At 55.8% G+C, this 25,100-nt stretch carries 21 protein-coding genes and 2 pseudogenes; 7 read left to right on the top strand and 16 right to left on the bottom strand.

Going from position 1 to position 25,100, the window contains the following annotated elements; translation table 11 throughout:
* Positions 1–47 precede the first annotated feature (47 nt).
* The 7 genes and pseudogenes from ACHHV8_RS04625 to ACHHV8_RS04595 all read right to left on the bottom strand — a co-directional run bounded on the left by ACHHV8_RS04625 (position 48) and on the right by ACHHV8_RS04595 (position 6,091).
* Entirely contained in the window at positions 48–845 is a 798-nt protein-coding gene (locus tag ACHHV8_RS04625) for an SDR family oxidoreductase (protein WP_395157185.1), read from the bottom strand.
* Positions 846–935: 90 nt separating this feature from the next.
* Entirely contained in the window at positions 936–1,670 is a 735-nt protein-coding gene (locus ACHHV8_RS04620; protein WP_395157183.1) for a Cthe_2314 family HEPN domain-containing protein, read from the bottom strand.
* Positions 1,671–1,805: 135 nt separating this feature from the next.
* A complete protein-coding gene (locus ACHHV8_RS04615; protein ID WP_395157181.1) occupies positions 1,806–2,600 on the bottom strand; it encodes a DMT family transporter in 795 nt (264 codons plus the stop codon).
* Positions 2,567–2,722, bottom strand: a complete 156-nt coding sequence (locus ACHHV8_RS04610; protein ID WP_395157179.1) for a hypothetical protein — start codon at positions 2,720–2,722, stop codon at positions 2,567–2,569. The genes ACHHV8_RS04615 and ACHHV8_RS04610 overlap by 34 nt, the downstream gene beginning before the upstream one ends.
* A gap of 5 nt (positions 2,723–2,727) precedes the next feature.
* A pseudogene (locus ACHHV8_RS04605) lies at positions 2,728–4,498 on the bottom strand (UbiD family decarboxylase).
* Between the two features lie 63 nt (positions 4,499–4,561).
* Entirely contained in the window at positions 4,562–5,497 is a 936-nt protein-coding gene (locus ACHHV8_RS04600) for a COX15/CtaA family protein (RefSeq protein WP_395157177.1), read from the bottom strand.
* 252 nt (positions 5,498–5,749) lie between these two features.
* Complete coding sequence (locus ACHHV8_RS04595) at positions 5,750–6,091, bottom strand: thioredoxin family protein (RefSeq protein WP_395157175.1); 342 nt, start codon at positions 6,089–6,091, stop codon at positions 5,750–5,752.
* Between the two features lie 288 nt (positions 6,092–6,379).
* Here ACHHV8_RS04595 and ACHHV8_RS04590 point away from each other — a divergent pair, with 288 nt between their 5' ends.
* Entirely contained in the window at positions 6,380–7,222 is an 843-nt protein-coding gene (locus ACHHV8_RS04590; RefSeq protein ID WP_395157173.1) for an SPFH domain-containing protein, read from the top strand.
* Between the two features lie 24 nt (positions 7,223–7,246).
* A complete protein-coding gene (locus ACHHV8_RS04585) occupies positions 7,247–7,486 on the top strand; it encodes a type II toxin-antitoxin system antitoxin (protein ID WP_395157171.1) in 240 nt (79 codons plus the stop codon).
* A 177-nt stretch (positions 7,487–7,663) separates the two neighbouring features.
* Here ACHHV8_RS04585 and ACHHV8_RS04580 read toward each other — a convergent pair whose 3' ends face one another.
* Complete coding sequence (locus ACHHV8_RS04580; RefSeq protein ID WP_395157169.1) at positions 7,664–9,235, bottom strand: copper amine oxidase N-terminal domain-containing protein; 1,572 nt, start codon at positions 9,233–9,235, stop codon at positions 7,664–7,666.
* A gap of 180 nt (positions 9,236–9,415) precedes the next feature.
* Between ACHHV8_RS04580 and ACHHV8_RS04575 the strand changes: the two genes are divergently transcribed.
* A complete protein-coding gene (locus ACHHV8_RS04575) occupies positions 9,416–10,726 on the top strand; it encodes a DUF2515 domain-containing protein (protein ID WP_395157167.1) in 1,311 nt (436 codons plus the stop codon).
* A gap of 73 nt (positions 10,727–10,799) precedes the next feature.
* Positions 10,800–11,384, top strand: a complete 585-nt coding sequence (locus tag ACHHV8_RS04570) for a GNAT family N-acetyltransferase (protein WP_395157165.1) — start codon at positions 10,800–10,802, stop codon at positions 11,382–11,384.
* Positions 11,385–11,621: 237 nt separating this feature from the next.
* On the opposite strand, the gene cysK is transcribed toward ACHHV8_RS04570, so the two are convergent.
* The 5 genes from cysK to asnB all read right to left on the bottom strand — a co-directional run bounded on the left by cysK (position 11,622) and on the right by asnB (position 17,870).
* Entirely contained in the window at positions 11,622–12,557 is a 936-nt protein-coding gene (gene cysK / locus ACHHV8_RS04565; protein ID WP_395157163.1) for a cysteine synthase A, read from the bottom strand.
* A 397-nt stretch (positions 12,558–12,954) separates the two neighbouring features.
* Positions 12,955–14,622 carry a putative polysaccharide biosynthesis protein gene (locus tag ACHHV8_RS04560; RefSeq protein WP_395157161.1) on the bottom strand — a complete coding sequence of 556 codons (1,668 nt, stop codon included), beginning with the start codon at positions 14,620–14,622 and terminating at the stop codon, positions 12,955–12,957.
* Positions 14,623–14,685: 63 nt separating this feature from the next.
* Positions 14,686–15,171 carry a DUF456 domain-containing protein gene (locus ACHHV8_RS04555; protein ID WP_395157159.1) on the bottom strand — a complete coding sequence of 162 codons (486 nt, stop codon included), beginning with the start codon at positions 15,169–15,171 and terminating at the stop codon, positions 14,686–14,688.
* 21 nt (positions 15,172–15,192) lie between these two features.
* The gene (locus tag ACHHV8_RS04550) at positions 15,193–15,930 is read right to left on the bottom strand and encodes a Cof-type HAD-IIB family hydrolase (RefSeq protein ID WP_395157157.1); all 738 of its coding nucleotides are present in this window, start codon (positions 15,928–15,930) and stop codon (positions 15,193–15,195) included.
* Between the two features lie 62 nt (positions 15,931–15,992).
* Entirely contained in the window at positions 15,993–17,870 is a 1,878-nt protein-coding gene (asnB, locus tag ACHHV8_RS04545) for an asparagine synthase (glutamine-hydrolyzing) (RefSeq protein ID WP_395157155.1), read from the bottom strand.
* 359 nt (positions 17,871–18,229) lie between these two features.
* Here asnB and efeO point away from each other — a divergent pair, with 359 nt between their 5' ends.
* The 3 genes and pseudogenes from efeO (at position 18,230) to ACHHV8_RS04530 (ending at position 22,248) form a co-directional block, all read left to right on the top strand.
* Entirely contained in the window at positions 18,230–19,114 is an 885-nt protein-coding gene (gene efeO, locus ACHHV8_RS04540) for an iron uptake system protein EfeO (RefSeq protein ID WP_395163421.1), read from the top strand.
* A 4-nt stretch (positions 19,115–19,118) separates the two neighbouring features.
* A pseudogene (gene efeB / locus ACHHV8_RS04535) lies at positions 19,119–20,411 on the top strand (iron uptake transporter deferrochelatase/peroxidase subunit).
* Positions 20,412–20,451: 40 nt separating this feature from the next.
* A complete protein-coding gene (locus ACHHV8_RS04530; protein ID WP_395157153.1) occupies positions 20,452–22,248 on the top strand; it encodes an FTR1 family iron permease in 1,797 nt (598 codons plus the stop codon).
* 226 nt (positions 22,249–22,474) lie between these two features.
* Here the strand turns inward: ACHHV8_RS04530 and ACHHV8_RS04525 are convergent, their stop codons facing one another.
* Genes ACHHV8_RS04525 through ACHHV8_RS04515 form a run of 3 tightly spaced genes read right to left on the bottom strand, consistent with a single transcriptional unit; the run spans position 22,475 to position 25,097 of the window.
* A complete protein-coding gene (locus tag ACHHV8_RS04525; protein WP_395157151.1) occupies positions 22,475–23,353 on the bottom strand; it encodes a metal ABC transporter permease in 879 nt (292 codons plus the stop codon).
* A complete protein-coding gene (locus ACHHV8_RS04520) occupies positions 23,350–24,321 on the bottom strand; it encodes a metal ABC transporter permease (protein WP_395157149.1) in 972 nt (323 codons plus the stop codon). Before ACHHV8_RS04520 ends, ACHHV8_RS04525 begins: the two co-directional genes overlap by 4 nt.
* Positions 24,322–24,329: 8 nt before the next feature.
* A complete protein-coding gene (locus ACHHV8_RS04515) occupies positions 24,330–25,097 on the bottom strand; it encodes a metal ABC transporter ATP-binding protein (RefSeq protein ID WP_395157147.1) in 768 nt (255 codons plus the stop codon).
* Positions 25,098–25,100 lie beyond the last annotated feature (3 nt).

Here is a 25,100-nt window from a genome sequence, read left to right as displayed (position 1 = left end):
GGAAGTCAAAGAGCCCGGCTCTTCCCTCCACAAGGGTCTTTTTTTGTTTATTGAATCGCCTGCCCGGTCGTCCGTGCGCCGATCAGCGCGCGGATCGGGTCCAGGCCTCCGGACACATCCATAATATTGCCGGTTATGAAATCCGAGCGCCCCTCGCACAAAAAGGCGATCACCCGCGCGATATCCTCACCCGCACCGGGGCGGCCGCGCGGCGATTCATCGTCCCGCTCATGCTCCACCTCGGCAATCCGCTTCTCCTTGTTGGCTCCGCGGATATCGCCCGGGCAAATCATATTGACGGTAATGCCGTGAGGCGCCTCTTCTACCGCCAGCGTCTTGGTGAAGGAGACCAGCCCTACCTTGGCGGCTGCATACACAGCGCGGTGCGGCCATCCGCGGGCTTCCGCCGCATGGCCGAAGCCGAAATGAATAATTCTTCCCCATCGCTTCCGGCGCATAAAGGGAAGCACCAGATGATCCAGCTGCATAACGCCGAGCAGGTTTCCGCGCATCAAATAGTCGATCTCCTGCGGTTCGTACTCACTAAACAATCTGCGTTCTCTTACAAAAGGTCCCGCATTATTAATCAATATATCAATGCCGTCCCATTCCTGGACAGCGGTTTCAACCAGCCTGTGCATGTCGTCGGGGCTCGCTACATCGCCCTGCACCGCCAGGCAGCGCACACCAAGGCCTTCAATACGCCGCTGAAGCTCCTCCGCTTCCCTGCGGCTGTTCACGTAATTGAGCATAATGTCGCAGCCTGATTCAGCGAGCTGAAGCGCGGTCATTTTGCCTAAGCCTTTGGCGCTTCCGGTAATGAGTGCAACTTTTCGTTCGTTCATGCCCGCCCCCCTGATTTTCCTCAACCCTTAACCTCAGTATAGAGGAACGCAGAGAGCGATTCAACCCGCGCGGACCGAGGATTGAGCGGATTAATCCGTATCTGTGTCGTAACGCCCGGACGACTGCGTCAGCTTGGCGATATAGCTGAAGATCAGCCCAGCCGCCTCATAGGTCATATCGCAGGCCTCTTCCAGATCCCTCAGCCGGGAAGGGATATCGTCGATCCGATGACGCTCATCATACCCCTGCTTCTCCTCCGCCGCTCTCAGCAAGTCGTCCAGCAGATCCGCATTGATCGTATGAATCTCCATATTCCGTTCATTTCTCAGACGGTCTACCGGCTCCCTGTTTTTGTTCTTCAACGCAAACAGCTGTTCCTCCAGTTCAATATACAATTTATTCTCATGCATATTGCGCAGAACCGTGAAATAAGAATAGCGCGCTTTGATCTCCTCGGTCTTCAACCGGAACCGGTCGTTCATAAAATGACCCAGTTTGTCGAGTATGGAAAATAAGCGGATAATCGCGTTTTTATAAAAATAAAGATGGCGGTGATATTCCTCCCGCTCCTCTTCGCTCATTTCATCCAAAAAGATTTTCGAAACCTTCGCCCCGCAGCGTTTCGCCGCGTATTGGCTCTGCTCCAGCTCGTCCAGCGCCCGCAGGAAGCTTCCGCTCCAGATGAGATACCTGCGCTCCTGCAGGTTGCGTTCCTCCGGCGGAATCGAGCGGAGCATGTCCATGTAATGGACGATGGCCTCATTGGCCGTTTTGAGCAAACCTTGATCTGCTCGTGCCGGCTCGTGAAACAAGCTTCTCAGCATCGGTAATCCGCCTCCTTTCGTGTTTCTTCAGTTCTATATGCTCAATAAACTGCCCGCTACGCTTCCTTCGCTCCGCCCATCCGGCGTACTGCTGCCGGTCTTGGGACTGCGATTTCCTTCGACCGCTGCATCCGGTCACTTTTGTACCAGATACATCGCTGCAAGCACACCGGCACCGCCGACATATTGATTGACAGACAAATGCTCCTGGAGCAGCCAATAGCCGGCCAAGGCGGCGGTGGCAGGCAGCAGATAGCCATAAACCGACGATTTGAAGGAGCCCAGCCGGGACAAGCTCCAGTTATGCAGCGTAAAACCGATCAGCGTTGCGAACAGCGCCGTATACCCGAGACAAAGCCAGCCCGCGCCGCTGCGCGCGGCGAGATAGGCGATATCCGCTTTCCACAGCAGGAAAGGCAGCAGCGAGACGGCGCCGGCCGTCATCTCAAGCGAAACAAGCAGCGCCAGCGGATATTTGCTGACAAGCCGGTTCATTCCAATCAGATAAAAAGCCCCGAGGAAGCTGCGCAGGAGCAGCAGCGCATCTCCGTGCAGCGTATCGGCTCCGAGATGGAAGCCGTGCTCCCCTCCCGCCACGATCAGAATAATACTGAGAAAAGCCATCGGAATGCCGAGCATGACCCGCCAGGTTAACCGGATATCTTTCAGGATCACCGCGATCACGGCCGTAATGACCGGCATAAAGCCTCTGCCCAGCACGGCGCCGTTCGCCGAATTGGAGAACTGCAGCGCATATTGCAGCAGCGCCTCCATGCCGATGGCGCTCACGACGCCCAGCGTGCAAATCAAGGCCAGATCGCGTCCGGCCATCCGAAGCTTCAAGCCGTTTTTACGGTAATAAAAGTAAGTATACGCCCATAGAAAAGGGATGATACTCAAATATCGAAGCCCATTAAATACCAGCGGCACCACTGCTGTCCTCCGATCTTCATGACTGATATATTAATACCCCATAAAATATAGACAATAACAAAGCCGGCGTGCGGCAGCAAACGCTGCAGCCCGCCGGTCGGTCTTGTTTCCGTTAGCATGTCTGTTACGCTCCTGTTGTAAAATATTCCTTCCACCGGCTGTCCACCAGCTTGACGATATCCTCGCGCGGGAGCAGCTCGTCCGGATAGCCCGGCTTCATTCTGGCATCAATCACCAGAGGCAGCTCATAGGAAATGTGATGACCCTTCAGCTGGCTGCGCGCATAGATGTCGGCCGCCGGATTAAACCGGGTGAACACGGTCCACAGAAAAGCGCTCTGGTTACGGGCAACCGCCGCATCATCGACCAGAAAAACGAGCGGCCAGTCCTGCAGACGGTCGCCGAACGCTCCAGCAGCCGCTCAGCCAGCTGCGGCTCTTTCTCGTAAGCAGCGCCCGAGACAACCAGACAGCCGCGGCAGAACACTTCTACGCCGTCGATCTCCGGCAGCTCGCCGCTCTCATAGCTTCCCGGCAGGCTGCGGATCGGTTCGCCGACTCCGAGCATCATCGCTTTGCTGCCATGATTCAGCCGGTCCCCGGTATAATCCAGCGTATCGTGCGACGTGTTGTTGAGTATAAACAAGTCCTGGTGCGGGTTAAAACGCTCTAGCGCCGCTTCAAGCAGCTGGTCGAAGCGCTCCAGCGCGACCGGCTGATCCGTCAGGATCAGAAATTTGGTCAAGGTCAGCTGGCCCTGCCCCAGAATGCTGAAGCCGGTTCCCAGCGCCTCGCGGCTGTAGCTTTCGCGTACGACGGCTGCCGCAAGCGCGTGAAAGCCGGTCTCGGCATACGTCCATAGCTCCTTCACGCCCGGCATGACCATCGGGAAGGCCGGCGACAGAAGCCGCTGCAAAAATTCGCCCAGGTAGTAATCCTCCTGGCGCGGCTTGCCGACAATCGTCGCAGGATAGATTGCATCCTTGCGGTGCCATACGTGACTTACGTTGAACACCGGGAAGTCGTGCGTCAAGGAATAGTAGCCGTAATGGTCGCCGAAAGGCCCTTCCGGGCGGCGCACATGCGGCGGCACCGAGCCGCAGATGGCGAATTCGGCCTCGGCGACAAGCCGGTGACCGCCGAGCGGATTATCCGCCACGGGCAGCTTCTGCCCGAGAATGAGCGAGGTGAGCATCAGCTCCGGCAGATGCTCAGGCCCCGGCGCGATAGCCGAAGCGATCAGCGCGGGCGGCCCGCCCAGAAATACGGTGACGGGCAGCGCCATATTGCGCTGCTCGGCCTCGTAGTGATGGAAGCCGCCGCCCTTATGGATTTGCCAGTGCATCCCCGTCGTCCGGTCATCGAATACCTGCATGCGGTACATGCCCAGGTTGTGATGCTTGTTCTCGGGATGCTCGGTATAAACGAGCGGCAGCGTGACGAACGGCCCGCCGTCTTCCTGCCAGCTCGTCAGGACAGGCAGACCGGCGAGCGGAGCGTCCTTACGGCACTGCTGAAGGACGGGAGCCTGCGCGGAAGCTACCTTTTTCGTTCCAACCTTCATCAAATCCATGATGAGTCCGCGCTCATTCCACAGCGCCTTGGGCGTCGGAGGCATAAGCGTATCCGTTGCCTGAATGATCTGCTTCATGAACTGCTCCGGTCTCGGGCCGAAGGCCATATCCACCCTGCGGCTTGTCCCGAACAGGTTCGTTACGACAGGAAAGGAGCTTCCTTTGACGTTCGTGAAGAGCAGCGCCGGTTCATTCCCTCATCAATCACCCTGCGGTGAATTTCGGCCAGCTCCAGGTTCGGATCCACAGGAGCCGTCACCTCCACCAGCTGGTTATCTTTGCGTAGCGCTTCCACAAACGTGCGTAAATTCGGATGAATCATCTCGTCACATAACCCCTTTTAATATGTATATCGTTCTGAACGACGCACAGAAGGCTTACGCGGCTAACGAGCCGAGTAAGCCTGTCCATTGTCTTGTCTCCCGGATTGAAGGGAAAGCACGCATAGGTAACATAGGATGCCAAACAAGCAGGATATCAAAATCGTGTGCAGCAAGCTGGCTATCAAATACCAGTCGGAGGTCATCGAATACGTAACGAAAGCTCCGCTGAATATTTGCAGGATGACGAAAATCAGCGACCATTTTGCGGCTATTACCATATTGTCCTTAGGCTCGCGCTGCGCTTTAACGGCAACGTACAGCCACACCAGCAAAATCAGCATGACAATCGCTCCAAGCCGGTGCAGGAAGACAATGCCGGTCGCTCCGGACAGCTCGGGAATCACCTGCCCGTTGCATAACGGCCAGCCGACACAGCCCCCGGACGAATCGGTGTGACGCACGAATGCGCCCAAATAAACGACGGCGTAGCAGTAAATCGTAACAAGCCAGATGCCCTTCTGCAAGCCCGAGGTCAGCGTGCCCGCCGCTTGGGCCAAAATCGTGCCGTAACGCGTATATACCAAGGCAAGAAGCAGAGTAAAGGCGAAAGCCATCAGCGAAAACCCGAAATGCAGCGCGAGCACCGAGGAGGATTGCGGCCAGATGACAGCCAGCGCTCCCAGAATCGCCTGCAGAATCGTAAAGAACATCGCTCCGCCGACGAACCACTTGGCGTCTTTTCTTTTGCTGTAGACAAATACAAGCACCATGGCAACAAGCAGGACCATCCCTACGACCCCTACTACGAACCGGTGACTGTACTCGATAATCGATTCGATCGTATATGCAGGGATAAACTTGCCGTTACAGAGCGGCCAATCGTCACCGCAGCCGCGGCCCGATTCCGTCTTGGTCACCAAAGCGCCCATCACTAAAATAAGCAGCATGCCGAACATGCTGGCAAACGAGAAGCCCTTCAACCATCGTTGCGGATTCATGAGATGCGATTCACCTACTTTTCTATGAATCGGTCAAGCCTGGATACCGGGACCTGGACAGGATCCGACACAAGCCCGCAAATCTTGGCTAACCGAGTCGTTCTTGTTTCATTATAGCCATAAACCCAAAGCAAATCCATGCGGAATTGTTACAAACCGTTGAAAGAAAAAAGCCCGTTTTGTGACGGAATGTACCGTCCTTAAAGGACGTCAGCCGCACCAAAACGGACCTTGCTTCGCTAATGGCTATCCTTATTTCAACGCGGAGGAAACCTCCAGCGCCCGGTCCAGAAACTGCTCGATTTCGTCTCTCGTCTTGCGGAGCTTGCTTACGAAACGAACCAGCTCTTGACCTTTGCGGAATGCGATAAAGCTTGGAATCCCTAAAATGTTCAGCTTCTCGCACAGATCGGGCACCTCGTCGCGGTCCAGCTCGATAAAGTTCAGACGCCCTTTATAAGCCTCCACTACCCCCGGCATGAAAGGATCGATAAAATGGCAGTCTTTGCACCAGGTTGTTTTAAAGACGGCTATCGTTGGCAGCTCATTGGCAATATGCGCCTCAAACGCTTGCTCTGTGTTCACTTTTTCCATGATCGGACACCACCCTTTGGCTATAGATTAGGAATGAAAATTATTCTTTACCCACTTATAGCATGACGGTTCATTGAAGTCAACGCCGTTCGGCCCGGTCTGACAAAAGCAGGCTGCAGGAGCTCCTTGGACCTTCTCTGCATCCCTCTGTATGGGGCTCTGCTTGCAAATCATAATAAGGAACCGCAACAGGGATAATATACCAATTTACATTAAATAGAAAAAGTGATATCATATAAATATCAAAACGATATTCTCATCCTATTACAACAAGGAGCGTGGTTGATTATGAAAGAAACAAAGGCATGGGTTATTAACGGCTTTCTCGGTTTACTGCTTATTCTGGTGCTTGGCGCACTTGGCGTGACGATGCTTATTAAGGAATCGTTCCTGCTCGGCATTCCCGCACTGCTCATCGCAATAATCCTGCTGTCGGGTCTGGTCGTCGTTCAGCCGAATCAAGCGATGATCGTCACCTTTTTCGGCAGTTATGCGGGCACGCTGCGCGAGAGCGGCCTATGGATCACCGTCCCCTTCTCCATGCGCAAGCAGGTTTCGCTGCGCGTCCGCAACTTTAACAGTGTAAAACTGAAGGTCAACGATATCGAAGGCAATCCGATCGAAATTGCGGCCGTCGTCGTATTCCGGGTTATCGATTCGGCCAAAGCCATGTTCGATGTCGATAAATACGAACAGTTCGTTGAAATTCAAAGCGAGACCGCTCTCCGTCATGTCGCCAATAAATATCCTTACGACGTATTCGGGGATACGGGCTATTCGCTGCGCGGCAACTCGGAGGAAATTGCCACAGAGCTGGGCAGCGAGCTGCAAGAGCGTCTGTCGGTCGCCGGCGTCGAAGTACTGGAAGCCCGCTTGACGCATTTGGCTTACTCCACGGAGATCGCGAGCGCCATGCTGCAGCGGCAGCAGGCGGCAGCCATCATCTCGGCCCGCTCGATGATCGTCGAAGGCGCCGTAGGCATGGTGCAGCTTGCCATCGCCCAGCTGCAGCGGGAAGGCCTGGTCGAGCTGGATGAAGAGCGTAAAGCGGCCATGATCAACAATCTGCTCGTTGCCATCGTATCCGATCGTTCCGCTAATCCTATTATTAATACCGGCAGCCTGTATTAACCCGGGCTCGAGACGAACTGAAGGATGGCACCGAAGAAAAATTTCGCCCTGCGGCTGGACCCCAAGCTGTACGAGGTGCTGGAGCGGTGGGCCAACGACGAGTTCCGCAGCGTGAACGGGCATATTGAATATTTGCTCCGCGAAGCGGCTTCGCGCGCAGGCCGGCTTCCCGGTCCCCGGCCCTCTTCCGCGTCAGATCGAAGCTCCGAAGGAGCTTCACCGGAGACGGAGCCTGAAGCGGGGGAACCCGGGACAGAGGAATAGCGGAGCCGGATGCACTCCCGCTCCGCATTCTTTCCCGCAGGGAAGTCTGCAAAACAAAAAGGAAGAGCCTGATCCGGCGGAATCAGGCTCTTCCTTTTTGTTTTTATACGCCGGCAGCATGAGCTGCCTCCCGGCTGGAAACGATAAGCATAGCTGCTCATTTCAGCCAAAGCACGGTTAGTCTCTGGAAATCGTCACCATTTGCAGTTCTTGATCCCATTTCACGGTCGCTCCCATGCTTTCCGCAATGAAGCGGACAGGGACGAAGGTGGAGCCGTTCGTCAGTTCCGCTTCGGTTTCAAGCGGCTTGATCATGCCGTTGACGGAAGCCTGCTTGCTTCCGATGTTCAGCTTAATAACCGCGCCGCTGACCCAATCGGTGATCGTTACCTGCTGTGTAGCCGGATCCCAGTCAACGTCCGCATCCAGCTGTTCAACGACAAAGCGTGCCGGAACCATAATCGTCCCGTTCGCATTATACGGCTTGGTCGAAGCCCCGTACGTATCGTCATTGTCGACAATCATTTGAATATCTTTCTTCGTAATGCGCAAATCATTTTTCAACAGCGAGTACAGCTGGGAATTGGGATCCAGTCCCGCCAGCAATCTGGACGGCTTGGACAGGCCGTTCAGCTCTACCACGCCTGAGCTGGTGTCGATTACATCCGCCTGTACCGGCTGATTCAAATTCCAGGTCTCGCTCGTGGAAGTGATCTTCAAGCCTTGGATGCTCGTATCCTCGCCGGTGAACTGGAGGTTCAGCTCCATATTCGTTTTACGCGGCATCAGATCGCGGTCCGCATAAATATCCAACTTCAAGGTTTGCTGATCGCTTAACAGCTGGCGCGCAGCCTCGTTGTCTTTGATCTGTGCCGTATAGGTATCGTAATCGGCCAGCATTTTTTTCAAATTCGAGTTCAGGAATGTGAAGGCAAACTCCACAGCCAAAGTTTTGTTGTTCAAGTAAGGCTCAATCATCTGGTTCATCGGATCGGCCTGGCCTTGAGCGTTCTCTTTGATCGCCTGCTTCATGAACGGAGCTACGACATCATAGATTTGACCGAGTATGTCCTTCATGCCCTTCTCGTCAGCAACCAGGTTGGTAGCAAACGCTTTGAACAGGTCCAGCAGCTCGCTGCCTTTAATTTCAACGTGAACCTTTTTCAGGCTCAAGCCTTCATTATGAATGTACGTTTGGGAATCCGACACACTGATATTAGCCGGGTTCGGGGCATTGCCGCTCAAGTAGGAAACGAGGGACGGCGTCAGCTCCGCCGACTTGGCGTAGAGCTGCTTCAGCTGCTCTTGCATTTCCTTGGACAGCGTCTGCTTCAGCTCTTCCATATTGGCCGGACCGTTATGTATGACAACCGGCTTCTTCGCGCCTTCAATCTGGAACGTATAGTCTTGATCGCTGATCGTCATTTGAAAAGGGATCCGGCCTTTGGCGTATTCAAACGAGCCTTTGACCGAAGCATGTGTCAAGTCCTGCTGCTTCACTTCATCGAGATTCAGCTTCACATTGGCAAACAGATCCAGCAAACGCTGATTCTCTTCGTCCAGCTTAACGGACGGATTTGCGATAAACTCCAGCGCAAAAGTTTGCGAGCCTTGCAGCGATTTAACGCTGGCCCCGTTTTGAATCATTTTGTTCAGATCCAAGCCATTCACGGATTGGCAGCCCGCCAGAATGACAAGCAGAACCACGAGAAAAACCGAAAGCCATTTGTAATTCCTATTGTTTTTCATGCCTACCTCCAAAAAAAGAATAATAAGTGCGCAAAACGTTCCCCGCCTATGTATATACGCGCGAACTGGAAAAAAGGCTCCATTGTGCACATATAAATAATTCGACACGAACCAGTAAAAGTCCTTTATTTGGAATTTATTTGCATAGCGAGCACACGTTTGGAAAGGAGTCTACGCTGCATGACACAAGGAAAAGCCCGTTGGAACGGCTGGGATTTGCTGCAAAAGCTGACGGATGTGCCTCAGGAAATCGGACAGTGGATGAAAGGAAAAGCCGGTACGCTGATCTATGAAAGCCAGCAGCTGGAACATATGCAGGGCATCCGCATACCGAAGGAGTCCGCCGCTCTGCTGGAGTCGAAGCTGCAAGCCCTCCTCTCCCCTGCCCAATCCGCTTCGCTGACGAATCCGGCTGCAGGCTCTTTCATTGGGGGCGGCGCCTCCGAGAAAAGGTCCCTGCCTCCTCAAGACCGGCAGCTCCTTCTTCAAATTCGCGAGGCTGTGACGCAGCGGAACCGCAATAATGTGACGCGCACCCAGGCGTATTGGGAGCTGTTCCAAAGACGCCCCGAGCTCCATTGGGCGCTGCTCGCCCACATGGTGTCCCGCAACGGCGGGTGGAGTATGACCGATCTGAGAGGAGAGCTGCTTCCCTACTTGCTTAACGGCCGGCAGCAGGAGCATGTTTTCGCTTTCCTGGAGCGGGCGAACGCGCTCATCTTTCAGGACGCGTACCCGCAGCTGCTGCTGTATGAGGCCAGCCTCCGCGCGAGCCGACCGCTGTTTCATTTGCTGGCTCCCCTGCGCGTGTCCCGGTTTATGCGCCCCGTATGGGAGCTGTTCTGGGAGAGACGCGACAGCGCCCTGCTGACGGTAGCTCTGATCGTCAATGAGCAGCATTACATCGAGCAGCGGGTCGCTCAGCATCCGTACTATGTGAAGCATGTGCTGAATACGCTGTTTTTCTATGCGCAGTCGCTGCTTCAGCTGAATCAGGTCGTATTCCCCTACGAAGATCAAGGCAAGGTGCGCTTAGCCGGACTCATTCTGGAGGATTTCACCAAGCTGGATGAACGGATTCAATTCGGCAAAAAGCTGTATGCCGTCCTGTTCGGCATCCCTTCCGTGCATGCAGGCATCCTTCGCTTCGCCGAACGGGTCCGCCATACCGGCTCGAGATCGGATTACTGGCCACATCTGTTCGCCCCGGTCAGGCAAGGGCCGCCCGTACCGAGAGGCCAGCTGAAAGAGTGGCTGGACGGCTGCAGCCTGCGCCCAGGCGCCTCACTCTTGTACAGCCCGAGGCTTGAAACCGTCTGGAAGGACCGTCCTGTGGCGGAGGCGGAAACCGGAGATTGGCTCCGCAGCACGGACTGCCTGCAATGGATTTCCTCCGCCGAGCCCCCGTTCGCCTTCGAAATGACGCAGGAATACTGCCTAGGCCTTAACAAAATCGAGTTGGCCGTACTGGCAGGGGATTTCATTGAGTAAAAAAGACGTTGCCAACCGTCTCTCCGTGTGTTAAATTATGTAAAATTTACATTCGCATTGGAGGGTCCGGACGATGGAAATGCCTGTACAAGATCCGATTCTTATCTCATTTCCCGAGCAATTCGAAACCGAGCGGCTGCTCATCCGTGCGCCGCTTTGGGGTGACGGCCTGGCGGTGAACGAGGCTGTGCATGAAAGCATAGAAGAGCTCAAGCCGTGGATGCCTTGGGCGCAGCGGCTGCCGTCCGTCGAAGAATCGGAGATCGAGATTCGCAAATCCCGTCTTAAATTTCTGGAGCGCAGCGATCTGCGCCTGCTGTTCTTTCATAAGGAGTCCGGGCGGCTTATCGGCTGCAGCGGCCTTCACCGCATTCATTGGCAGGCGAGAAGGTTCGAGATCGGCTACTGGGTCCGTACCTCCGAAAGCGGCCGCGGTTACGTTACGGAAGCGGCTGCGGGCATTACGCAGTTTGCCGCTGAGGAGCTGCACGCGCAGCGCATCGAGATCCGCTGCGATGCGAAGAACGCCAAAAGCCGGGCCGTAGCCGAGCGGCTCGGCTTTACCCGGGAGGCGCTGCTGCAGTCCGACAGCTGTTCGCCATGCGGGGAGCTTCGCGACACTTTAATTTATGCCAAGGTCCGGGGGCGCGGGCTGTAATTGGGTGTCCTTGGAACAGCAAAATCACAAATAACGGTTACGAGTCGTCAAGAAACGAAGACGTACGGCAAGCGCAGCTCGATTATTTTCAGGGGCCCTCCCCTCCCTGTTGGCATCTGCACAATAAGCCGCTGCGCGTCATTTCCAAGGCGCACATACTTTATACAGAACAAAAAAACAGCTCAGGGGAGATCCGCTTCCTTTTAGAAGCCGATCCTCCATGAGCTGTTTAATTTTTTACTCTTCCTGGAACAAATTCGTCGATAAATACCGTTCGCCCGTATCCGGCAGAAGGACGACGATCGTCTTGCCTTTGTTTTCAGGACGGCCGGCCAGCTGAGTCGCCGCAAACGCCGCCGCGCCGGAGGAAATGCCTACCAGCAGCCCTTCGCTTCGGGCTAAGGTGCGCGCAGTCTGTATCGCATCGTCGCCTTTAACCTTTACGACCTCATCGACAACGCTTTTATCAAAAATATCAGGGACGAAGCCTGCGCCGATGCCCTGAATTTTATGAGCGCCCGGCTTTCCTCCGGAAAGAACCGGCGATTCGAAAGGCTCTACAGCAACAATCCGTACGGACGGGTTGTACTTTTTCAACACTTCCCCTACCCCGGTGATCGTTCCGCCGCTGCCTACACCCGCCACGAACACGTCGACTTGACCATCGGTATCCCGCCAGATTTCTTCGGCCGTGGTCTTACGGTGAATCTCGGGATTCGCCGGATTGCTGAACTGCTGGGGAATAAACGAGTTCGGGATCTCCTGGGACAGCTGCTCCGCTTTGCGAATCGCTCCCCGCATGCCCTCTCTGCCCGGTGTCAGCACCAGCTCGGCTCCCAAGGCTTTCATCATCTTCTGCCGCTCCGCACTGAACGTGTCCGGCAGGGTAATGATCAAACGGTAGCCCAGCGAAGCTGCGGCAAAAGCCAGTCCGATACCCGTATTGCCGCTCGTCGGTTCAATGATCGTCGTATTTTCATTGAGCAGCCCCTGCTCTTCGGCCGCTTTGATCATCGCAAAGCCGATCCGGTCCTTCACACTCCCGGTCGGGTTGAAAAACTCCAGCTTTGCTACCAGCTTGGCATCCAGCTGATGGTTTTTATTATAATTGGACAGCTCCAGGAGCGGGGTGTTTCCTATTAAATCCGTTAAGCTTTTGGCGATATGAGCCATACCTAATTCCCTCCAGTTTGCATCTTCATCTATCACTATAGCGTTAGTTTGTTAGTTCACCGTATCATGATTGGCGCCAAGTTTCAAATCCGGGAGGGGCGGAACCGTACGGAAAACGATGGGCCCGCGCCCCCAAGCCGATTGCTGAAGCCGCAAGATTCAGAGCCTGCCCGTAAGAATGCGGGTAACCAGCTTGCAGCGGAACAGTGAAAGCCTGCCGGTATGAATCCCGAAAGCCTGCCGGTTTCGATACCGAAAAAAGAAACGGACGATCCGATTCCTAACAGATCGCCCGGAGCCTAGTGTCTTTGCTTCACATTCCCGCAAAAGAAGCCGTATCCCCGCCGCTTGCGGGACTGGCCTCTGTCTCCTTCGCCTACATCTGCTTCTCCGCGCGTCAGCCTCTATCCTTCTCGCCTGCACCTGCGCCGCCGCGCAGCAGCTTAGGCGCGAATTTGCGGACCAGCCGCTGCACCGGGCTCGGCATGTGCTGCAAATCGGACAATCGCAGCGTACGGGTTAGCATCAGCAGCACCGGATACGCCGCGCCGGTTACACCGCACAGGATAACGGTCTGCAGCGCCGCATCCCACCGCGGGCTGCCGAACGGCGTAACGAAGCGCTGTACCGGCACATCGAGTCCGATACCGACGACGGCGATAATCACCGTCGTCAGCGCCAGGCCGAACCAGCGCTTCGCGCCCAGCACGCGGTATGCCACTTCTCCGCGCAGCACCCGCAGGTTCAGTATCGTCATCACGACAAAGCACAGGCAGGTGGCCGCAATAATGCCGTAAATCCCGAGTGCGGGAGCCAGCACATAGCTGCCGATCAGCTTCACCGCGATACCGGCCACGACGTGCAGCACGAGGGCGCGCATTTTGCCCATACCCATCAGCACCGCGCCCGAGGTCTGCATCACAATCTGGAACAGGGCGCTGACCGTCAGCAAGATGATGATCGGTGCCGCGTAGCTCTCTACGACGGAAGAGCCTGTCGGATTCCCGAAAATAAAGGCGTTGATCGGCCCTGCCGCAAGACAGATGACCAGCACCATCGGAAGCCCGGACAAGATGGACAGCTGAAGCACCTTCCCCGTCTGATCGGACACCTGCTTCATATCCTTCTGGGAATAAGCCGACGAAATGATCGGCACAACCGATTGGCTGAGCGCGACGGCCAAAATAATCGGAATGCCGGCGAGCGACTGGGCTCGTCCGACGAGAATCCCCAGTATTTCTCTTGCATTTTGCTCGCCTACCTGATCTCTTAGCAGAAGGGTAACGATGGAAGAATCGATCGTATAAATGAGCGTCACCGTCATCGAGAAGATCACGATCGGAATCGACAGCTTGAACAATTGCGCGTAAATCGTTTTGAACGGCAGTGTGCTCGGCGGCTCCGGAGCCGCAGCCACCGCCTCGGACCGGTCGCTGCGGCGCAGCTTGGCGGCGTAGTAAACCATGACCGCCGCGGCGGCCACACTGCCCATCACGCCGCCGAACGACGCGCCGGCTACCGCCCAGTCCAGACTGTGGCCGAGCAGCACATAGGCCAGCAGAACCGAAGTCACCACCCGGAAAATCTGCTCGATGATTTGCGACAATCCGTTCGGCATCATCATCCGGCGTCCTTGAAAATAACCTCGCATGATCGCGATCAGCGGGAACAGAAGCAGTGCCGGCGCCAAAGCGCGGATCGGCAGCGCCGCCTGCGGATTAATGATGCGCTCAGCGTAATAAGGTGCCGCCGCATACAGAATGACCGCCATGACGAAGCCGGCGGCGGCGGCGAACCAAAGGGCCGCCTTGTATACCCGGCCTGCCTCGGCATGAAGACCGAGCGCCGTGCGCTCGGAGATCATTTTGCTGAGCGCGCTTGGAATGCCTGCCGTAGCTACCACCAGCAGCATGGAATACAAATTGAAGGCGATCCCATAGGCCGCCATGCCCAGCTCGCCCAGCAGCAAAATAAGCGGTATCCGCTGCACGACCCCCAGGGCCCGCGCAACGAGTGCCGCTAATGTCAAAATTAACGTGCCTTTTACCAACGAATCCTTAGCCAAGACTTAAACCTTCTCCCTGCCCGAAATAAACGAAGCTTCGTCTGTCCTGCCCCATAACGCCTGTCACAGAACCCAGATAATAAATAATAGAATCATCAAAAGCTGCAGGATGACCTTCACGACAAGCCCGGAAAAAAAGCCGACCAGCGCCCCCAAGCCCGCGCGCAGCGCTTGCTTGAACTCGGTGCCGACCAGCAGCTCGCCGATCACGGCGCCGATGAACGGCCCGATCAGAAGACCGGCTACCGGGATGACGAACGGGCCAACCAGCAGGCCTACCGTGCTGCCGATCACGGATGCCCGCTTCCCGCCGAACTTCTTCACCCCGAGCGCGCTGACCAAGTAGTCCGCGATCAGGAGGACGATCAGAATGGTCGTCTGGGTCAGCCAGAACCAGAGGCCGAACGGCTCGAAGCCCATCATCCAGCCGTAAATAAAAAACGCCGCGTAAATGGCAACCGCGCCCGGAAGCACCGGATAGACGGCGCCGGCCATGCCGATCAGAAACAAAACAATGACAATGATCCATGCCGTTACAGCCAATGCCATGGACAAGCCTCCCGAACCGGCTTACGTCAATACGTAAGCCTCGATAATTTTCGCTACGCCATGCTCTTCGTTGCTTACAGTCACCACATCGGCCAGCTCTTTGACTTCGTCCTGCGCGTTGCCCATGGCGACGCCGAGGCCCGCTTCCCGAATCATCGACACATCGTTCAAGCTGTCGCCCATGGCGATGACCTGCGACATGTCGATTCCGAGCAGCCCGCATACCTGCCGGATCCCGCTAGCCTTATGGATTCCTTTGGGATTAAGCTCGATGTTGAAAGGATGTGAATTCGTAATTTCGAGGGCGTCCCAGCCCGTCAGCTTTTTGCGGATGACCTCAAGCACGTCAATATCCTCGTAATAATAACCGAATTTCAGCCATTGCTTTCCTGCGATATCGTTCGCCCATGTCTCTTTATTGAAGATTTCCCCTACCGCATATGCCCAATACCAGGTGTCATGCTCCAGTGCAAGACGGTGCATGTCGTTAACGAGCCGCATATCGAGAATGGAGCGGTGATGCAGCTTGCCGGGCGCAGCCCATACCTCGCTGCCGTTCACCGTAACGATAGGCGCTTGCAGATCCAGCTCCTCAATGTAGGGCAGCACGTTCTGAATCCCCCGGCCTGTCGCGAACATGACCGTGACGCCGGCCGCAGCCGCCGCTTCGATAGCTTCACGGTTTTGTTGGGATACGGTTTTATCCTCCGTCAGAAAAGTCCCGTCCATATCCAGAGCTATCAGCTTATAGTTCCCCATGCGGTTTCCTCTTTTCTTTGTGGTGGGTCAGGAGACGGGCCGGCGAGCAGGCCGGCTTTCTCCTAGAGGGCTGTCGCAAGCGACGGCTTAGGCAGCTCCTCCATATACGTTACATGCCATAAGGCAAACATATAAATCGTCCAGATACGGCGGGCGTAGTCGCCCTGGCCGCTTTGATGCTTCGCGAGCATTTGGCGCACGGTGCCGGTATTGATATAATCCTCAATGCCGCTTGCCTCGATCTGCTCGAGAATCACCTTGCCCTGGTTCCCCTTCAGCCAGTCGCGCAAAGGCACAGGGAAGCCCAGCTTCGGACGATTCAGAATAAAGTCCGGAATCAGCCCTTCCATCGCTTTACGGAAAATGTATTTGGTCGTCCCTTCGGCGATCCGGTACTGCACCGGTATTTTTCTTGCAACTTCGTACAGCTCCACATCCAGGAACGGCACGCGCAGCTCCAGGGAATGAGCCATCGTCATTTTGTCCGCCTTCATCAAGATGTCGCCGGGAAGCCACAGGTTCATATCGATATACTGCATCCGCGTCACCGGGTCGAGATGCTGCGTTTTGTTATAAAACTGCTGTGCAATCTGCTGCGGATTCTTGTAGCTGCGCAGCATTTCCTGATCGATGCGGACGATTTCGCCCTTCATCTCCTCGGAGAAAATTTTGGCGTTGCCGAGGAAGCGGTGCTCCAGCGGCGTCGTCCCCCGCAGCAGGTAGCTCTTCCCTTTGACGCCGTCGGGAAGCAGCCTGGCGAGCGCGTGCAGCATGCGCTTAATCGGCAGCGGCAGCCGTTCAACCGGCTGAAGCGACTGCGGCTCGCGGTAAATGCGGTAGCCGCCGAACAGCTCATCCGCGCCTTCGCCGGATAGCACGACGGTCACCTGCTCGCGCGCGAGCTGAGCCACGTGGTACAGCGCAATGGCCGACGGGTCGGCAACCGGCTCGTCTTGATGCCATACCGCCTTGGGCAGCGTGGAGAAGAAGTCGTTTTGCGTAATGATTTTCGCATGATGCTCCGTATCCAAAGCGTTCGCCGTCTGACGGGCGATTTCCGTTTCGTTGTTCGGACCCTCGAAGCCGACCGAGAACGTCCGGATCGGCTCGATCGATCTCATATGGGCGGCAATCGCCGTCGAGTCGATGCCGCTCGATAAGAAACAGCCGCGGTCCACGTCGCTCTGCATGTGGTGCACGACCGAGTCCTTCAAGCCCTCTCGGATCTGCTCGATATATTCTTCGATCGGACGCTCCTCCGGCTCGAACATCGGATCCCAATAGCGGCGGATCGACATCTCGCCGTCAAACGTCAGCTTCACGGTATGGCCCGGCGGAAGCTTATGTATGCCGCGGAACATCGTGTCAGGCTCAGGCACATATTGGAACGTCAAGTAATTCAACAGGCTCTCCGTATGAATCGTCCGGTTCATGCCGTCGGCCGCCAGCAGGCTTTTTATTTCCGAGCCGAACAGAAACTGTCTCGCATCTTTATAGTAGTAGAAAGGCTTGATGCCGAAATGGTCGCGCGCGCCGAACAATTGCTTTTTGCGGCGGTCCCAGATGACGAAGCCGAACATTCCGCGCAGATGCTTTACGCAGTCCTCGCCATATTCTTCGTACATATGGACGATAACCTCGGTATCCGAATGCGTCTTGAATTGGTGGCCTTTCTCCTGTAGGGTATGGCGCAAATATTTATAATTGTAAATTTCTCCATTAAACACGATCCATACCGTATCGTCTTCGTTGGCTAAAGGCTGATGGCCTTCTCGGATATCGATGATGGACAACCGGCGAAAGCCAAGACCGATCCGGTTCTCCCCCCAAAAGCCGACATCGTTCGGCCCGCGGTGTACGATGACATCCGTCATAGCCTTCAGCATGGTCTGCGAAGGCTCTCTATCTTCAAAATACATAGCTCCAGTTATGCCGCACATGGTATTGCTTCCTCCTCAAACGTTCAAACAGCAACGGGTTAAAAATAATTCGATAGTCTAGTATACCATATTCGCAGCGAGTTCAGGAAATCGTTCGCTAAAACCTCAATATATCGTGAAATGGTGACAATTTTGCGGCTAATTCCATAAAAATCATTCAAGGTAAAATAGTTTTTTAATAAAAAGTATTGCGTGAAAAAAAAGAATGAGTTACATTTGTCATTGACTGATAATGAATCTCATTATCACACTATGTCAGGTTGATATCAGGCTCATTTATATAAACCACTTCTATTCATTTAACTCACTGAAGGAGATGTATTCAATTGAAAAAGCAGTTCGCGTATCCTCTCGCCGCCATGGTATTAAGCTCCTCCCTGTTCCTTGCGGCATGCGGCAATACAGCCGGAAACCAAGCCCAATCCGCGCCGGCTAAAGATACTACGGCAGGCCAGACCTCCCAAGCGCCGGCCAACCAGCCGGCAGCGGGCCAAACCGCTGACCCCGCAGCGAATGATGCGGCTTTGAAGGCTTCCATAGACCAGTACCGCAAATGGGTTATCGATCAAACGGACCAGCTGGTAAAAGCAACTGAAGGATTTACCACCGCCGTGAAGGCAGGAGATGTGGAGCAGGCGAAGAAATTATATGCTCCGGCGCGGATGTATTATGAAAAAATCGAGCCGATCGCCGAATCGCTGGGCGATTTCGACCCTTGGATCGATGCGCGGGAAGGCGATGTTCCCGACAATGAATGGCGCGGCTATCATAAGCTGGAGAAAGCCCTGTGGGTCGATAAAACGACTGCAGGCTCGGAGAAAGTCGCTGATCAGCTGCTGCAGGACGTGAAGCAGCTCCGCGTCAAGGTCGAAGGCGTAGATATTCAGACCAAGGATCTGGTGACCGGTGCTGTCGAGCTGTTGAATGAAGTATCGACCAGCAAAGTCACAGGTGAAGAAGAACGTTATTCCCGCACCGATCTCTATGATTTCGCAGCTAATGTAGAGGGAGCCAATGAAATCTACAAGGTGCTGAAGCCGGCCCTCGAGAAGAAAGACGCAGCGCTTGCCAAAGATATTGAAACGCGCTTCGCCGATCTCGATAAGGCTCTGGCCCCTTATCGCAAGGACAAGGATTTCGTCCTGTTTACCGATTTGAAAGAGGATCAAACGAAGAAATTAAGCCAAACGCTCGATGCATTAGCAGAGCCTTTGTCAAAAATGGGAACCGTTCTGGAGGCGTAATCCTATGGATCAGCAGCTACCTGAGCAAACAGAAAAGAAACATGATCAACCCGGCAGGAAAATATCCCGCCGGGATGCTCTCAAACTCGCCGGTGCCGGAGGCATCGGCTTGTTCCTTGGTATCGGCGGTATGAAGCAGCTCGCGGTAGGCGGTCTGTTAAGCAAAACGACCGAGGCGGCGCCGGCTGTAGACGGCATCATTCCTTTTTACGGGAAATATCAAGCAGGCATTACTACGCCTATGCAGGATTTTATTTGCATGGGTGCTTTTGATCTCACCACCACAAGCCTGGAAGATGTGAAGAAGCTGTTCCAAAGCTGAACCGAGGCGTCGGCGCGGCTGAGCGAGGGCAAAGGCGTGGGCGATGAAACCCGCAGTCCGAATCTCCCGCCTGTAGATACAGGCGAAAGCATGGGGCTGGCCCCTATGCGCACGACGATTACGTTCGGATTGGGCGCAAGCTTTTTCGACGAGCGCTTCGGCTTATCCGCACAGCGTCCGGCCCCGTTGGTCGATCTGCCGAAGTTCAACGGCGATGATCTGCGCAAGGAATGGTCGGGCGGCGACATTGTCGTGCAGGTCTGTGCGAACGATCCGCAGGTGGCGTTTCATGCGTTCCGCAACCTCACCCGGATCGCGCGCGGCAAGGCGGTGCTGCGCTGGATGCAGGACGGCTTCCAGCGGACCGGTGCTGCCGATCCGAAGGGGTCGACGCCCCGCAATTTGATGGGCTTTAAGGACGGCACGAATAATCCGAATGTGAGCGACGCTCAAAATGCAGACGATATCGTGTGGGCGCAGAGCTCGGACGCTCCTGCCTGGATGGCTAACGGGACCTATATGGTCATGCGCCGAATTCGGATGCGGATCGAAATATGGGCCCGCTCGAATCTGGACGATCAGGAGACCACCTTCGGCCGATACCGGGATTCCGGCGCGCCGCTCGGTCAATCCGGCGAATTCGATCCGCCCGATTTTACGAAAAAGGACGAACAAGGCCATCCTGTCATTCCGGCTAATTCCCATGTCGCGCTGGCGCATATGGAGGGCAAGGTCAAAATTTTACGCCGCGGCTATTCCTACTCCAGCGGCCTGGATGCCAAAACCGGCCAGCTGGACGCCGGCCTGCTGTTCATCTGCTTCAACCGAGATCCGCGGAAGCAGTTTATTCCGATGCAGCAGAAGCTCGCCTCGATGGATAAGTTGAACGAATATATCAATCACATGGGCAGCGGCCTGTATGCCTGTTTACCTGGGGCCCGCCAGGGCGGGTATATCGGGGATACGCTGTTCTAAGAAATCGAAATTAAGACATAGAAAGACGTGGTGAGACTTGGTGAAACGGTATCTACTCGTCGCGTGCATGTGCTTCGCCCTGTTCTCGTCGTTGTACTCCCTCGCTTCGGCCCAGGAGCTTCAGCCGGAACAGCGTAACCAGCTTATCGCTTTATCCAGCGATGCGCTGATTTCCTCCCGGGATAACCAATGGGAAGCGACCCAGCACGCGGTTCAGCAGCTAAAGCAGATTTGGAGCCAGAACAGCGAGGCTACGGCTACGGCAGAAGCCAAAGCCGTAAGCGATGCGCTTGGGAAAGCGGAACAGGCGCTTGCTCAAGCGTCCTCCTCCCCGCAGCCCGCCGTACAGGCCGTGTCAGAGCTTGCGAAGGCGGTCGACCGCTATTCGGAATCCAAGCAGCAGAACGACCAGCCGAAGGAAAAAGCCCATAAGCAGATCCAGGCCCTGCTGCCCATGCTCGAGAAAAGTCTGGCCTCCGTGAAGGCCGGCGACTGGACGCAGGCCAAGCAGTCGTACAACAGCTTCGTGAACGGCTGGGGCAAGGCAGAGAATCTCGTGCGCGCGGAGAACGCGCAAATCTATGCCGCAATGGAAGTAAAAATCAGCGGCGCCAGAATCGCCATGAACACCGAGCCTCCGGACAGCGCCAAAAGCGCCGCGAAGCTTCAGGAGCTGATTCTGGTCGTTCAGGATTATTTGTCCGGTAAGGCGGCCGAAGCCGCAGATACGGCGGCGGCAGGCAGCGGGCAGCCGACGATCACCTCCCAGCTCCAGCTGCTGGATACCGTCCAGCAGGCGATACAAAGCAAGCAAGCCGAGACGGCGGCCGACGGCATGGACCAATTCATCGCGAATTGGCCGCTGGTGGAAGGCGAGGTCATGACCCGCTCGCCGGATACGTATACGTCCATCGAGACCAAGATGGTTTCCGTGCCGACCCTGCTGCTGTCCAAGCCGCCGGCGTGGGAGAAGGCGGAAGCGCTGCTGAATGAAATGAAGACGGAGCTGCAGCCGTTCGCCCAAGCTTCCGCCTATACGGCTTGGGATGCTGCGCTCATCCTGTTCCGTGAAGGGCTCGAAGCGATTCTCGTCATCGCCTCGCTGATCGCCTTCCTGAACCGGTCCGGCAACGGCGACAAGCGCAAATGGATCTGGTCCGGCGCCGGGGCGGGCGTGATCGCTTCCGCTATGCTCGCGGTCGTGCTGAGCCTGTTCTTGTCCAACCTCACCACAGGCGGCTCGCGGGAGACGATCGAGGGCATTACCGGCCTGATTGCCGTTGTCTTTATGGTGACGATCGGAGCTTGGCTTCATAAGAAATCCAATTTGAAAAATTGGAATCAATACGTAGCCAAAGCAATCGGCACTTCCCTTGCCGCAGGAACGCTGTGGTCGCTGGCGTTTACGGCGTTTCTGGCCGTGATCCGCGAAGGCGCGGAAACGTTAATCTTTTATATCGGTATGGCGTCGACGATTCGTCTGTCCGATCTGCTGACAGGGGTTGGCGGGGCGCTTGTCGCTCTGATTATTATCGGCTACGCGATTATCAAGATGAGCTCGCGCATCCCGGTGCGGCCGTTCTTCCTCGTGGCCGGCCTGCTGCTGTATTATATGGCCTTCAAGTTTGTCGGCGTCAGCATCCACGCGCTGCAGGTAACAGGACAGCTTCCGTCGCATCTATCGGAATATTTGTTCAACGTGCCGTCGCTCGGCCTCTATGCCAACTGGGAGACGACGCTCCCCCAATTGGTCGTCTTACTTATCGTTCTGCTCAGCATAGCGCTGAATATGCGCAAAGGTCCCCGCAAGCCGGTTCAAAGCCCGGCGCGGACCTAGGCAAGACTAATCCCCGCAGGAGACGGCCACCTGCGGGGATTTTTTATGATCGAACCTCATCTAAAAAGCGATGGCTCAAATGCCATGGGCCGTCATGCTCCTCGGCCCGGTTAAGACGAAAACCCGGACGACGAGACAGCGCTCGGATCCGGGTTATTTCAAGTGCGCTTAGGGCGCTTTTCGATTGCAGGGACTAAGCTTTATTGTCGTCGTATTAAGCTGACGATCATGCCGTCTGTTCCATCCTGCGCTGTCTCCATTTGCGCCAAATGACGCCGTGCGACGGAGAGAACAGCAGCGCCAGCAGAAACAAACCTCCTGCCGCCGTAATCATACAGCCTGCAATCGAAGCGTCCATCCAGACGGAGATGTAGTAGCCTCCCGTAGAGCTTATGACGCCCGTAAGCATGCTGTAGAGAATCATCGTGCCGAGCCTTTCCGTAAGCAGATAGGCGGTAGCGGCCGGCACGACCAGCATGCCGACGACGAGAATCGCCCCGACGCTTTCAAACGATGCGACGGTCGTCACCGATACAAGCCCCATCAGCACGTAATGGAACAAGGCCACGGGAATGCCGACAGCGGCCGCCATCGCCGGATCGAACGAGCACAGCTTAAATTGCTTGAAGAACAGTCCGAGCACGCTGCCGCTCAGCAGCAGCACGAGCCCGAGCGACCATACCGCCTTCGGGCCGATATCGATCCCTGCCCAGGTCATCGTATCCCAAGGCACGCGGATGATCTCCCCGTACAGGACACAATCCAGGTCCAAATCCACCTGCCGTGTAAACAGGCTGACCAGCACGACGCCAACGGAGAACAAAGCGGTAAAGACTACACCGATTGAAGCGTCCGATTGTACGCCGCTCTGCTGAAACAGCTGGATCAGGAATACCGTGATCAGCCCGAGCACCGATGCGCCCAGCATCATCCAGAACGAGTCGCGCGAGCCGCTCAACAGGAAGGCAATCACAATGCCCGGCAGGACGGAGTGGCTGATCGCATCGCCGATCATCGCCATCCGGCGGAGTACGAGGAAGCATCCGAGCAGACTGCACGAGCAGGCTACGAGCCCTGCGGTCAGCAAAATCCAGAAATCATTCATGCCTGCCCCTCCTCCCCTCGCTGCGCTGGAACCGACGAGGTGCCGAGTACGGCGCCGGCCCGCTTTTTTTCCTGCAGAACGGATTTTCTTACAGACCATTGAAGCAATGCCTTGGAGACCACGCCCCGGCGTGGAGCGAAAATGACCGATACGACAAATAACATAGTTGCGGCAAGCACGCTCAAAGGACCCGTCGGCAAATTGTTGGCCGCCGTGCTGGCAACCGTCCCGATCAAGCCGCTGATCGAGCCGAAGACGCCGGAGAGCACGACCATAACCCCCAGCTTCTCCGTCCAATAACGGGCGGAGACCGCCGGTGTAATAAGCAGCGCCGACATCAAGACGACACCGACAGCCTGAATGCCGACGACGACCGCAACCACAATCAGAAACATCAGCAGCTGATCCAGCAAAGCGACAGGGTAACCCAGCCCTTTGGCAAAGCCCGAATCGAAGCTGAGCAGCTTGAATTCCTTGAACAGCAGGCTGCATGCCACCACCAGCAGCAGTGCCACCGCAGCCATGACTACGACATCGGAATGCACCATGGAGGCGGCCTGACCGAACAGAAATTTATCGAGCCCGCTCTGGTTTCCGCTGTCTCCATGCTGAATTTGCGTCAGCAGCACGATGCCGAGCCCGAAAAATACCGACAAAACGATGCCAAGCGCCGAGTCCTGCTTGATGCGCGTATTCCGCGTGACAAAGCCGATGCCGAACGTTGCGATCAATCCCGCCGCAGCCGCGCCGACCAGGAAAAATCCGATCGATTTGGAGCCGGTCAGCATAAAGGCGATGCATACCCCGGGCAGCGCCGCATGAGCCAAGGCATCCCCCATCAGACTCTGCTTCCGCAAATAGGCGAAGCTTCCTAGAACCCCGCTGCTTAAGCCGAGCAAAATACTCCCGAGCAGAATCCATTGCGTATTCGGATCGACCAGCAGGCCTAACCAATCGATGCTCCCCATTCTTCAGCTCACCTCGCACTGACGATGATGGCGTCATCGTCCCGATTCAGCAGCGCCAGCCGTCCGCCATAAGCCCGCTGCAAATTGTCTTTCGTAAATACTTCATCTACAGGCCCAAGGGCCATCAATTGCACGTTCAGCAGCATGACCCAATCAAAATATTCCTTCACCGTCGACAGGTCGTGATGGACGACAAGCACGGTCTTCCCTTGCAGCTTCAGCTCGTTCAAGAGAGTGATGATCGCCTTCTCGGTCGCGGCATCGACGCCTACGAACGGTTCATCCATAAAATAGAGCTGCGCATCCTGAGCCAAGGCCCGCGCGAGAAAGATGCGCTGCTGCTGTCCTCCCGAAAGCTGGCTGATCTGACGATCGGCAAAGTCGGTCATTCCGACCTTCTCCAGGCATGCCAGCGCCAGCTCCTTCTCCTTCGCTCCGGGCCGCTTGAACCAGCCCAAATGCCCGTAGCGTCCCATCATGACCACGTCCAGCGCGCTCGTAGGGAAATCCCAATCCACGGATTCCCGCTGAGGCACATAGCCGACCAGCTTCCGCTGCTCCTTGTACGGCCTGCCGTATAGGGTGACTTCCCCCGTTACCCGGGGGATGAGCCCTAAGGCCGCTTTAATGAGCGTCGATTTGCCCGCTCCGTTCGGACCGACAATGCCGATCAGCTTGCCTTCGGGGATCTCAAAGCTGATATCCCGCAGCACCGGCTTTTTTTGATAAGCAACGGTTAGATTTTGCACCGATAACGGTGAAGCCGCTGTAGTCATCCC

Origin of the sequence: Paenibacillus sp. TAB_01 (assembly GCF_043945595.1) — a bacterium.
In the GTDB taxonomy this organism is placed as follows: Bacteria; Bacillota; Bacilli; order Paenibacillales; family NBRC-103111; genus Paenibacillus_S.
The sequence above is the reverse complement of the archived record's forward strand: the minus strand, read 5'-3'. Positions and strand labels throughout refer to the sequence as shown.